At 68.9% G+C, this 12,723-nt stretch carries 8 protein-coding genes; 6 read left to right on the top strand and 2 right to left on the bottom strand.

Annotated features, from left to right (window positions below):
* Positions 1-11 precede the first annotated feature (11 nt).
* Positions 12-836 (bottom strand): bifunctional hydroxymethylpyrimidine kinase/phosphomethylpyrimidine kinase, encoded by an 825-nt coding sequence (gene thiD / locus ACWYRN_RS12180; RefSeq protein WP_488692651.1) that lies wholly within the window; start codon positions 834-836, stop codon positions 12-14.
* 95 nt (positions 837-931) lie between these two features.
* Between thiD and ACWYRN_RS12185 the strand changes: the two genes are divergently transcribed.
* The 6 genes from ACWYRN_RS12185 to ACWYRN_RS12210 all read left to right on the top strand — a co-directional run bounded on the left by ACWYRN_RS12185 (position 932) and on the right by ACWYRN_RS12210 (position 10,952).
* Positions 932-1,084 carry a rubredoxin gene (locus ACWYRN_RS12185; RefSeq protein ID WP_488692809.1) on the top strand — a complete coding sequence of 51 codons (153 nt, stop codon included), beginning with the start codon at positions 932-934 and terminating at the stop codon, positions 1,082-1,084.
* Positions 1,085-1,409: 325 nt separating this feature from the next.
* On the top strand, positions 1,410-1,805 hold the full coding sequence (locus ACWYRN_RS12190; protein ID WP_488692652.1) for a response regulator: 396 nt from the start codon (positions 1,410-1,412) through the stop codon (positions 1,803-1,805).
* 22 nt (positions 1,806-1,827) lie between these two features.
* A complete protein-coding gene (locus ACWYRN_RS12195; RefSeq protein WP_374041351.1) occupies positions 1,828-2,196 on the top strand; it encodes a response regulator transcription factor in 369 nt (122 codons plus the stop codon).
* Positions 2,196-2,762 carry a chemotaxis protein CheW gene (locus tag ACWYRN_RS12200; RefSeq protein WP_488692653.1) on the top strand — a complete coding sequence of 189 codons (567 nt, stop codon included), beginning with the start codon at positions 2,196-2,198 and terminating at the stop codon, positions 2,760-2,762. Before ACWYRN_RS12195 ends, ACWYRN_RS12200 begins: the two co-directional genes overlap by 1 nt.
* An 82-nt stretch (positions 2,763-2,844) precedes the next feature.
* Positions 2,845-5,178, top strand: coding sequence for a methyl-accepting chemotaxis protein (locus tag ACWYRN_RS12205; protein ID WP_488692654.1), 2,334 nt, complete (start codon positions 2,845-2,847; stop codon positions 5,176-5,178).
* A 14-nt stretch (positions 5,179-5,192) separates the two neighbouring features.
* Complete coding sequence (locus ACWYRN_RS12210) at positions 5,193-10,952, top strand: hybrid sensor histidine kinase/response regulator (protein ID WP_488692655.1); 5,760 nt, start codon at positions 5,193-5,195, stop codon at positions 10,950-10,952.
* Between the two features lie 94 nt (positions 10,953-11,046).
* Here ACWYRN_RS12210 and ACWYRN_RS12215 read toward each other — a convergent pair whose 3' ends face one another.
* Positions 11,047-12,513: a cryptochrome/photolyase family protein gene (locus ACWYRN_RS12215; protein ID WP_488692656.1), complete on the bottom strand. Its 1,467-nt coding sequence runs from the start codon at positions 12,511-12,513 to the stop codon at positions 11,047-11,049.
* Between the last annotated feature and the right edge of the window lie 210 nt (positions 12,514-12,723).

Raw genomic sequence — 12,723 nt, forward strand, 5'->3', positions numbered from 1 at the left:
ACCTTGTCTTCTTATTGCCGGCCCAGTACGAACTGGGTGCGGTGGAAACGATTGGGGACGAACTTGCCCATGCCGAAGCGGCGGGCATGGCGCAGGGCGCCGTAGGTGTACTCCTGGGCGGCGGCCAGGGCCTCGGGTGCATCCAGCCCCTGCGCCATCAGCGCCGCCAGCGCGCCCGACAGGGTGGTGCCGGCGCCGACGAAGGGCCCCGGCAAATGCTGCCAGTCGATGGTGGTGACCATGCCGTCGCGGTCGAACAGGGAGTTTGCGCGGTTGTGGCCGCTGCCCTGGGTGCAGGTGACCAGCACGTACTGGCAGCCGCGTCCGGTGAGTTCGGCGACCTCGGCCTCGAGCGAGCTGTCGGCGCCCGGCTCGCGCCAGGATTCGGCCATGCGGCCGAGTTCGGATTGCGACAGCATCAGCACCGTGGCCTGGGGCGCCAGGATCTGGCGGATCGCGGCGACCGTGTCCTCGTCGGACATGCCGGCGTCCGGCAGCGAGGACAGGAAAGGGTCGACGATCAGCGGCACGTCGGCGTAGTCGGAGACGATCTCGGCAATGGCGGCGGCCTGCTCGATGCTGGCGATCGCCCCGATCTTGACGGCGGCCACCGGCATGTCTTCGAGCACGACGCGCGCCTGGTCGGCCATCCAGCCGGTGTCGAGCTCGTGCATTTCTTCGACGCGCGCGCTGTCGGCCACCAGCAGGGCGGTAGGAACGGAAAGGGCGTGGCAGCCGTGGGCCGCGAAGGTGGCAAGGTCAGCCTGCACGCCAAGCGCGCCGACGGGATCCAGCACGCCAAAAGTGAGAATCAGCGGAGACGATTGGTTTTGCACGACGGGTAGATTAAGATACCTGATTCCCCATTTTACTAGATAGAAGGAACGACACCGTGAGTAACGAAACGACGGCGACCGCGTACCAGACCTGGATGTGCCTGATTTGCGGCTGGGTCTACGACGAAGAAGCGGGCGCGCCGGAAGATGGCATTGCGCCTGGGACACGCTGGGCCGATGTGCCGATAAACTGGACTTGCCCGGAATGCGGCGCCCGCAAGGACGACTTCGAGATGACGGCGATCTGATACGGTAGGGTGGACGGCTTTGCCGTCCACGCGTCGATAGGCAAGGTGTAATCGGTCGTACCCGTACCGATCACTGGTGCCATCACCAGCACGAATGATCCTAGCGTAGCGATCACCGCGTGGACGGCGGAGCCGTCCACCCTACGATTTCATGGCAAATCTGCCAATCAAGTTATCAAAACCACCCACACCGATAACTGATTTTCTAGCCCTTCCAGCAAGCTTTTTCATCCCCGTTTTGCCCGTAGTTGACTCTGTGCAACACTTTGCGCACAAGCCTACAGCCCTATGCTATCGTTGCGTTCCATGCTGAAGTGAAACGAACATGACGACATCGCAGCACACCAGGCGCCCCACCATCATGGTGATCGATGACAGCAACACGATCCGTCGATCCGCCGAGATCTTCCTGACCCAGGCCGGGTACGAGGTCGTGCTGGCCGAGGATGGCTTCGATGCGCTGGCCAAGATCAACGACCATCACCCGGCGCTGGTGTTCTGCGACATCCTCATGCCGCGCCTGGACGGCTACCAGACCTGCGCCCTGATCAAGAAAAGCGCGCGCTTCCATGCCACGCCGGTGGTCATGCTGTCGTCGAAGGACGGCCTGTTCGACCGGGCGCGCGGCGCGATGGTCGGTTCCAGCGCCTACCTCACCAAGCCATTTTCCAAAGAATCCCTGCTTGCGGCAGTCCGCGAGCATACGGCCCCAGCGGCCTGATTAACCGAGTACGGAGCCCACCGTGGCCATACACAAGATCCTGATCGTCGACGATTCCCCGACCGAACGCTATTACCTGACCGATATCCTGGTGAAGAACGGCTTTTCCGTGTCCACCGCCGAAAACGGCGAAGACGCGCTGCTGAAGATCCGCGCCGACCGTCCCGAGCTGATCCTGATGGACGTGGTCATGCCGGGTGCGAACGGCTTCCAGGTCACCCGTTCGATCGCGCGCGACCCGGAACTGTCCGCCGTGCCGGTCATCATCTGCAGCAGCAAGAACCAGGAAACCGACCGCATCTGGGGCATGCGCCAGGGTGCGCAGGATTACCTGGTGAAGCCGGTCGATCCGGAACAGCTGCTGGCGCGCATCGCCGCCCTCGGCGCCTGATGAGCGCCGCCACCGGCCTGGATGCGGCGCCGGCCGCCCCGTTTTCCTCGGCCACCGCGTCGGCCAACGCCCTGCGCCGCACCCGCCTGCGCGATTACCAGACGCAGCTGCTGGCGCGCGTGCAGGCGGCCCAGGGCGGCGCCGCCCAGGCCGTGCACCAGCTGGGCGTGTCGATCGGCGGCCAGCGCTATCTGCTGGAACTGACCGAGGCCGGCGAAATCGTGCCGCCGGTGGCGCTGGCGCGCGTGCCGCGCACCCAGCCCTGGTACCTGGGCCTGGCGAATATCCGCGGCAGCCTGCTCGGCGTGATCGACCTGGCGCGCTACCTCGACCCGCACCAGGGCGCCGCCGGCCCGGACGCGCGTTTCCTGTCGCTGTCGCCGCGCCTGGGCCTGAAGTGCGCGCTGTTGGTGACCCAGGTGCACGGCCTGCGCCGCGCCGAAAGCATGACGCCCGACACGGGAGGCGGCGCGATGCGCCTGCTCGACGCCGACGGCCAGGCCTGGACCCCGCTGTCGCTGGCCGCCCTGGTACAGGAAGAACGCTTCCTGCAGGTCGGGCTGTAGCCGCCGGCCGGCGCCGGGCAGGAACACCGCAAGCATCACCTTCATCACAACAACAATCCACCCGCTGGACCAGGGAGCCGCAATGGGAATCATGTCGTTGAATTTTCTGTCGAAGGGCAAGACCGGAGACGAAACCGTGCTGTCGTCGCCGGATACCGAGTTTGGTGAAGGCGTCGGCGGCGCGCTGGGGCTGGCCGGCGGCGGCGTCCTGGGCGCATCCGGCGCTGCTGCTGCCCCGGCCGCCGAAACGGCTTCCGGCTCGGCCGGCGATGCCATGCGCCGCCTCGGCCACCTGGTGCGCCCCGGCGCCTCCAGCGCCGACGATGAGGAAGAAAGCAACCTGAGCCTGCCCCTGATCGGCCACCTGTCGCTGCCGCGCCAGCTGCGCATCCTGCTGGTCGCCTTTGGCGGCGGCATCCTGCTGACCATCCTCGGGATGTGGCAGAACGCCAACGTGAATGCCCGCGTCGCCGCCCAGATCCAGGTCGCCAGCGAAATCCAGCTGCACTCGCAGCGCGTCGGCAAGGCCGCGCCGAATGCGCTGTCCGGCAACGCCGACTCGTTCACCCAATTGGCCGAAAGCCGCAACGAAGTGAATCGCGACCTGCGCCTGCTGAGCGGCGGCGGCAGCGTCGGCAACGTCACCGTGCCGGGCGCCAGCGGACGCCAGGGCGCGCTGCTGGGCCGGGTGCGCGCCACCTGGACCGCCTCCGAGCTCGGTTCGGCCAACATCCTGCAGATGAAGGGCGCGCTGATCGGCTTCGACAAGAGCGTGAAACAGCTCGACGCGCTGGCCACCGAGATGCTGGTGCTGACCGAAGACCTGATGGCCCAGAACGTCGAACGCGGCGCCAGCGCGCGCGAACTGGCCGCCATCGGCCGCATGATGATGCTGACCCAGCGCTTGGCGCGCGGCGCCAACAGCTTCTTCGCCATCGGCGTGCCGCGCGACGACGCGGCGGTGCGCATCGGCGCCGACAGCGCCGCCTTCGAGCACGCGCTGGAAACCCTGCTGAGCGGCGCGGCTGCCCAGCGCAACGACGATTTGCGCGACAAGCTGCGCCAGATCCAGGTGCGCTTCGAGGCCTTCCGCAAGGACTTCACCCCCTTCCTCGACAACCCGGTGGCGTACTCGAAGGCGCGCGCCGCGGCCCGCACCATCCACCGCGACAACGAGGAAATGAAGAAGCAGGTCGCGGCGCTGGAAGCGAGCTACCGATCGCAGCAATCCTCGTCGAATCCGTGGTTCTGGCTGCTGGTGGCGGCCTCGGTGTTCACCCTGGCCACGGCGTTCTCGATCAGCCGCGTCATGCTGCAGGACTCGCGCAACCGCACCCGCGGCGCCGAGAACCGCCGCCGCGAAGCCGAGGCCAGCCGCCAGCTGGCCCAGGCCAAGGAAGAAGAAGCCAAGGCCACCAACGACCAGAACCAGGCCGCGATCCTGCGCCTGATGAACGAACTGCAGGACGTGGCGAACGGCGACCTGACCGTGCACGCCACCGTCTCGGAAGACATCACCGGCGCGATCGCCGACTCGGTCAACTTCACCGTCGAGGAATTGCGCGGCCTGGTGCAGCGCGTGACCGGCACCGCCGAGCAGGTGACCCAGGCCTCGAACGAAGCCCAGGACGTGTCCACCGAACTGCTGGGCGCGACCGAGGCGCAGTCGCGCGAGATCGAGGACGCGTCGTCGACCGTCCTGCGCATGGCGAACGAGATCACCGACGTGTCGAAGTCGGCCAACGAATCGGCCGACGTGGCGCGCCAGTCGGTGGTGGCGGCGGAGCAGGGCTCGGCGGCGGTGCAGAATGCGATCCTCGGCATGAACGAGATCCGCGAGCAGATCCAGGAAACCTCGAAGCGCATCAAGCGCCTGGGCGAATCCTCGCAGGAGATCGGCGAGATCACCGAGCTGATTTCCGACATTACCGAGCAGACCAACGTGCTGGCGCTGAACGCGGCGATCCAGGCGGCGTCGGCCGGCGAAGCGGGGCGCGGCTTCTCGGTGGTGGCGGAAGAGGTGCAGCGCCTGGCGGAACGTTCGGGCGAGGCGGCCAAGCAGATCGGCGCCCTGGTGCGCACCATCCAGACCGATACCCACGACGCCGTGGCGGCAATGGAAAAATCGACCCAGGGCGTGGTCGAGGGCGCGCGCCTGTCGGATGCGGCCGGCGCCGCGCTGGCCGACATCTCGCGCGTCTCGAACCGCCTGGCCGAACTGATCCAGGGTATCTCGTACGCCACCGGCTTGCAGGCGACGTCCGCGAACGGCGTGGCGCACAATATGCAGCACATCCTGTCGGTGACCGAGCACACCCAGGCCGGCACGCGCCAGACCGCGCAATCGATCCGCCAGCTGGCAGCGCTGGCGCAGGAACTGAAAAACTCGGTGTCGCGCTTCCGCGTGGCCCAATAATGTAGCCAACGAACATGACTTCATCCCTGCCAGCGAGCACCTTCGATACCGGCCCGTTGTCCTGGGTGATCGGCGAAATCCGGGACGCCCTCGAGCGCTCGGGCAGCGCGTTGAACGACGCCGCGGCGCGTTCGCCCGAGGCGCGGCCGACCCTGCTGCTGCATGCGAAGACCCACCTGCACCAGGCCCACGGCGCGCTGCAGATGGTCGACGTGGAAGGCGTGGAACTGCTGACCGCCGCCGCCGAGCGCGCCCTCGACGGCTTCAAGGACCGCTCGCTAGCCTGCACGCCCGAGAACACGAAGACCGTGCGCGACGCCTACGGCGCGATCGGCGAATACCTGGACGAGCTGGTGGCCGGAGCCGCGCCGCAGCCGGTACGCCCGCAGCCGGTACGCCTGTTCCCGTATTACCGCGCGCTGCAGGAACTGCTGGGCGCGGAGCGGGTGCATCCGTCGGACTTGCTGGTGGTGGACACGTCAGTCACGCTGGACCTGCCGCCATCGAATGACGTTGGCGCTCCAGACTACGCAGGCTGCCGCGCGCGCTTCGAAAAGTCGCTGCTGCCTTATTTGAAGAGTACCGATCCCCGGCATGCGCAGGCCCTGGCCGACGCCATCGCGCCGCTCGCCGCCAGCGGCGACAATCGTGCGCGCACCTCCTGGACGGCGCTGCATGCCTTTGCCGCGCTGGCCGGCAGCGGCGCCTTGCCCGCCGACCTGTACGTGAAGCAGCTGTTCGGCCAGGTCAATCTGCAGCTGCGCCGCCTGTCGCAAGGGCAGGCCAGCCTGCCGGATGCACTGCTGCGCGATGCGCTGTTCTTCATTGCCGCCGTTCCCGGGCATGAGGACGAGGCGGCCGAGGTGGCCGCATTGCGCCGCGCCTTCGGCCTGGACGGCGCCGTGCCCGCCAACTATGCCGAGCGCCGCTACGGCAAGGTCGACCCGGCCGTACTGAAGGAAGCCAAGGAAGCGCTGGCGCGCTCGAAGTCCGACTGGGACCAGCTGGCGGTGCACGCCGACGGCACGCGCGAGGCCGACTTCAACGCCGCCCTGGCCACCCTGGCCGGCGCCAGCGACAAGCTCGGCGCGCCGGCGCTGGCCCAGCTGCTGCGCGAACTCGGCCAGGCCGCCAGCGACTCGATCGCCTCCGGCCGCAGCGACCAGTTCGGGCTGGAGATGGCGGCGGCCATGCTGTTCGTCGAACATGGCCTGGACCAGGTGCGCCAGCTGCCCGAGGACTTCGGGCAGCACGCCGAAGTGGTCGGCCAGCGCCTGCTGGCCCTGGCCGCCGGCGCCACGCCGCCGGACGCGCCGCAATGGCAAAGCGAACTGGCCGGCCGCATCCAGCAGGGCCAGACCGTGGCCGTGCTGGCCGGCGAGATCAAGAGCGGGCTGCGCCAGGTCGAGAAGCTGCTCGACGAATACTACGACCAGCCGCAGCTCAAGCGCGGCGCGTTGGAACAGGCCGCGCCGCTGCTGCATCAGATCGAGGGCGCCCTGCGCATCCTCGACCAGGACGAGGCCGCGCGCGCCGCGGACCACGTGCGCGACGCCGTGCGCAACCTGGGGCAGGGCGATGGCGACGTCGCCGCCCAGGCCGCGCCGCTGCACAACATCGCCCGGAATATCGGCGCGCTCGGCTTCTTCACCGACATGCTGGCCCAGAACAGCGCCAGCGCCAGGAGCCGCTTTGCCTTCGATGCCGAGGTGGGGCTGCTGCGCGAACTGAGCATCGAGCAGGCGCATGCGCAGGAGAATGGGCAACATGCCGCACCGGCCGCGCAGGCTCCTGCGGCACCGGCAGCCGGGCCGGCGCCAGAACCGGCAGAGCAGGCCGCGCAGCCGGACGCCATCGACGCCGAGCTGCTCGAGATCTTCGTCACCGAAGCCGGCGAGGTGCTGGACACGGTGGACGGCACGCTGCCCCAGCTGCACGCCAATCCGGCCGCCCAGGATGCGCTGACCATCGTGCGCCGCGCCTTCCACACGCTCAAGGGCAGCGCGCGCATGGTCGGCCTGGACGAATTCGCCGCCGCCGCCGCCGCGCTCGAACGCGTGATGAACGTCTGGCTGGCCGACGGCCGCGCCGCCACGCCGGACCTGCTGGCGCTGGCCGCGCATGCGCACGCGCAGCTGCTGCCCTGGGTGGCCGAGCTGGCCCGTAGCGGCCAGTCGGCGCGCAGCGGCGCCGGCCTGATTGCGGCGGCCGAGCGGGTGCAGGCCGGCGGGGCCTTCGTGGCGGACAAGGCGGCGGACGAAGCGCCGCAACAGGAAGCGCCTGCCGTCGAGCCCGGGCCGGCCGATGCCGCAGCCGAACCACATGACGAGCTGCAGGCCGCGCCGGAAACCGAAGCCGAACCCGCGCCGGAAACCGACGCCGAAGCCGGGCTGGAAGCGGAGCAGCCCGCCCAGCCAGCCCCGACGAACGTGTTCGCACTGCCGACCGCCACCCGGCCGCTGCCGGCGCAGGACGACAGCGTACGCTGCGTGGGCGCGCTGGAAATCCCGCTGGCGCTGTACAACATCTATGTCGCCGAAACCGACGAGCTGCTGCGCACGCTCGAGCGCGATTTCGGCGAATGGCGCCACGAGCCGGGCCGCGGGGTCACGCCCGATGCCTTGACAGCCGTGCACACGCTGGCCGGCACCTCGGCCACGGTCGGCTTCGGCGCCCTGCGCGACCTGGCCCAGGCCCTGGAAGCCACGCTCGAACACCTGGGCGAACCGGCGCCGCTGCTGGAGGCCGCGCAGCACGACGTGCTCGACGCCGTCCTGGCGCGCGTGCGCGCGATGCTGCAGGCCTTTGCGCGCGGCGAGCTTGCCCCTGGCCAGCCGGAACTGCTGGAAGCGCTGGCGGCGCTGCGCGCCCGCTTCACGGCGCAGCAGGCCGACGACCTGTACGGCGACGTGCCGCAAGACCTGGCGCAGGACCTGGCACAAGACCACCCGCAGGACCCGCAGCAGGACCTGGCCCGGCACCTCGACGCCCTGTTCGCCGCCACCTACGACAGCCTGATGGCCGACCCGCCGCCGGAGACAGTGTCCAGCGCGGCGCCCGCGCCGGCCGCCAGCCCCGCAGGCGCCGCCGCGACCGACGACATCGACGCGCTCTTCGGTTTCGATATCGACGATCTGTTCGACAGCCCGGCGCCGGCCGCCCCGGCGGACGAATCGGTCACCGAACCGGCCACTGAGCCGGCCACCGAGCCGGCCGCCGAATCGCTCAGCGACACCGAAGCGCTGGCCGCGGCCGAAGCCGATTTCGTCGACAGCATCGAGCTGGCCGAACCCGAGCCGATCGAACTGCCGATCGAACTCGACATCGCCGCGCCAGAGGAAGTGCACGCTGAACCCGAGCCGGAACCGGTAGCCGAAGCGGCCGAAGCCGCCGAAGCCGCCGAAGCAGCGGACGCCGCCGATAACCTGGCCGTGCCGGAACTCGAAGCCGTGGCGCTGCCGGTCACCCTGGACGCCTCCATTGCCGCACCGCTGGCCGGCGAGCCCGTCCTGCACGACGAGCTCGACCCCGACCTGCTGCCGGTCTTCCTGGAAGAAGCGGCCGACCTGCTGCCGCAGATCGGCAACGGCCTGCGCCAGTGGCAGCAGGACCCGAGCGACACGGCGCCGGCGCAAGGCCTGCTGCGCACCCTGCACACGGTCAAGGGCAGCGCGCGCATGGCCGGCGCGATGCGCATCGGCCAGCACACCCACGAACTGGAAACCCAGATCGAGAACATGGTCCACGCCGGGACCACGGCGCCCGGCGCCTTCGACGAACTGATGGCCAGCTACGACCAGGCGCTGGTGCTGTTCGAGCAGCTGGTCAAGCCGGCCGCGCTCGAGGCCGAGGGCAGCGAGGCCGGCGCGTCCCAGCCTGCCGCCGTGGCCGACGCTCCGATCCTGCCATCCTTGCCGGCCGCCCCGGCCGACACCCAGGGCGAGGCGCGTACGCCGCTGGTGCGCGTGCGCGCCGACATCCTCGACCGCCTGGTGACCCAGGCCGGCGAGGTCTCGATCACGCGCTCGCGCCTGGAAAACCAGATGGGCGTGCTGAAGACCGCGCTGAACGACTTCTCCGACAACCTGGGCCGCCTGCGCCGCCAGTTGCGCGAAGTCGAGATGCAGGCCGAATCGCAGATCGCCTCGCGCATGTCGATCGCCGGCGAGCGCGAATTCGATCCGCTCGAATTCGACCGCTTCACGCGCCTGCAGGAACTCACGCGCATGATGGCCGAGAGCGTGAACGACGTCGCCTCGTTCCAGGAGTCGCTGGCGCGCAGCGTCGACGGTGCCAACGAGGAACTGGCCGCGCAGTCGCGCATGACGCGCGATTTGCAGCGCGACCTGATGCGGGTGCGCATGGTGCCGTTTGCCAGCCTGTCGGAACGCCTGTTCCGCGTGGCGCGCCAGACCGCCAAGGAAACCGACAAGCGCGTGAACCTGGATATCCGCGGCGGCGGCGTGGAAATCGACCGCAGCGTGCTGGAACAGATGGCCGCGCCTTTCGAACACCTGCTGCGCAACGCCATCGTGCACGGCATCGAGCCGCGTGCAGCGCGCACGCAGGCCGGCAAGAACGAGACCGGCGAAGTGCTGGTGCAGGTCAGCCAGCAGGGCAACGAAGTCGTGCTGCAGTTTAGCGACGACGGCGCCGGCCTCGACCTGGAACGCATCCGCGCCAAGGCGCGCGCGCAAGGGCTGGCCGAGCCGGACGCCGAACTGTCGGACAAGGATGCGGCGGAGCTGATCTTCGCGCCGGGCTTCTCGACCGCCGACACCCTGACCGAGCTGGCCGGACGCGGCGTCGGCATGGATGTGGTGCGCTCGGAAGCCCAGGCCCTGGGCGGACGCGTGGTGATCGCCTCGAACGCGGGGCAGGGCACGCGCTTCACCATCCACCTGCCGCTGACCCTGGCCGTCACCCAGGTGGTGCTGGTGGCCAGCGCCGGCAAGACCTATGCGCTGCCCTCGACCCTGGTCGAGCAGGTGCTGCCGGTGCGCGAACCCGACCTGCAGGCCGCCGCCGCGGCCGGCGTGCTGGAGGTGCAGGGCCAGGTGCTGCCTTTCCACTACCTGCCGGCGCTGCTGGGCGAAGGCGAGACCTTCGAACCCGGCATGCGTTCGCGCCCGGTGATGCTGCTGCATAGCGGCGGCGAGCGCATCGCGCTGCAGGTCGACGAGGTGCTGGGCAACCGCGAGGTGGTCATCAAGAACCTCGGCCCGCAGCTGGCGCGCGTGCCGGGCATCGCCGGCGCCACGGTGCTGGGCTCGGGCGACATCGTGCTGATCCTGAACCCGCTGGCCCTGGGCCGCAACGCCGATACCGCCACGCCGATGGTCGACGTGCCGCTGCACCCGGTGCCGGCGGTGCACAAGCCGACGGTAATGGTGGTCGACGATTCGCTGACCGTGCGCCGCGTGACCCAGCGCCTGCTGGAGCGCGAAGGCTACCGCGTGGCCCTGGCCAAGGATGGCGTCGACGCGCTCGAGCAGCTGCCCGGGGTGCGGCCCGACCTGATGCTGGTCGACATCGAGATGCCGCGCATGGACGGCTTCGACCTGGTGCGCCACGTGCGCGGCGATGCGGCTACCCAGGCCATCCCGGTCATCATGATCACCTCGCGCACGGCGGACAAGCACCGCAACTACGCGATGGGACTGGGCGTGAATGCCTACTTCGGCAAGCCGTTCCAGGAGCCGGTGCTGCTGGGGGCGATTGCGGGCTTGTTGGGTGGGGAGATGCCGCCGGCAAGCGGCAACCAGAATTGGTAGGGTGGACGGCTCTGCCGTCCACGCGTTCACCGACGGTAAAACATCGTGAACGATCATCTGCCGCTTGAACGCGTGGACGGGAAACCCGTCCACCCTACGTCCCTTCGTTCTCCGCTGCGGGCGCCTTGACCACCGCAAACCGCGCCAGCGTCTTCTCGCGCGCCTCATCGTGCTTGACCACCCGCTCGGGATAATCCCTCCCGAGCACCACCCCGCACGCCGCCAGTTCATCCGCCGGCACCAGCCACGGCGCATGCACATCCCGCGCATCGAGTTTCGCCAGCTGCGGCAGATACTGCCGGATGAACTCCCCGCGCGCATCGAACTTCTCCGACTGCCGCACCGGGTTGAAGATCCTGAACCACGGCTGCGCATCGCACCCGGTGGACGCCGCCCACTGCCAGCCCCCGACGTTCGACGCCATGTCGTAGTCGTTGAGCTTTAGCGCAAAGTAGCGCTCGCCCCAGCGCCAGTCGATTCCCAGGTCCTTGACCAGGAAGCTGGCCGTCACCATGCGCAGGCGGTTGTGCATGAAGCCGGTGCGGTTCAGCTGCAGCATGGCCGCATCGACCAGCGGATACCCGGTGCGTCCCTCGCACCAGGCCGCGAACAGCGCATCCGCCTCCGCCCCGGCTTCCCACGCCACCGCATCGAAAACCGGCTTGAACGAACGCTCGGGCAGGTGCGGATGGTGCGACAGGATCATCGCGTAGAAATCGCGCCAGATGAGTTCCGACAGCCACACCGGCGCACCGGCGCCGCCGGCCCCCATGGCCATCATCTGCTGCAGCGTGCGCACCAGGTGGCGTACCGAGGTGGTGCCGAAGCGCAGGTGGATCGACAGCTGCGAGGTGCCGCTCTGCGCCGGGAAGTCGCGCGCCGTGCCGTAGTCGGCCAGGCGCGGCAGGAAGCCTTCGAACAGTTCCGTGGCGCCCGCCATGCCGGCCGGGGCGGGCAGGGGGCCGTCGTCGAAGCCGAGTTCGGCCAGGCTCGGGATGTGCGATTCCCCTGGCGGCGCCAAGGCGGCCGCATGCGGTTCGACCATCCACGGCGCCACCGCTGCCGGCTCGGCCGCCAGGCGCCTGATCCAGGCATTCTTGTACGGCGTGAACACGCCATACACCTTGCCTGCCTGGGTCAGCACCTCGCTCTTCTCGAACACCACCTGGTCCTTGAAACCCAGCAGTTGGCGCCCGTCCGCGGCCAGCGCTTCGGCGACGGCGGCATCGCGTTCGATGGCGCCTGGTTCGTAGTCGGCATTCGCATACACCGCTTCCGCCCCGAGTTCGGCCGCCAGCGCGGGAATGACCGCGCGTGCCGGGCCATGCTTCACGATGAGTCCACCGCCAAGGCGGCGCAGCTCGGCGTCCAGCTCGACCAGGCTGGCGTGGATGAAACGTACGCGGCGATCGTCGCGCGGCAGGCTGGCCAGGATGTCGGTATCGAAGACGAATACGCAGTAGACGGCGCTGGAAGCGCGCAGTGCATGGTGCAGCGCGGCATGGTCGAAAGCGCGCAGGTCGCGCCGGAACCAGACCAGGGACTTGCTTAGTGGAATCATTGTGTGTTCAGTCAACGCGCCGTAGAAGGCGACGCGCTATTTTACTGGCTTGTATCCTTCCGCTTGTATCCTTCGTTACGGCCGCTGTGTGGGCCTGCCTGCCGCGCGCAAACCACGCTGCCGGGTGGCCGCCCGGCGTTTCAGTGTAAACTAATGAAAAACCCAATGTTGTAGTCTGGATACTAGTGGACAATCAGCGCGTCAGCCAAG

The organism is Massilia sp. BAP21 (assembly GCF_057801335.1).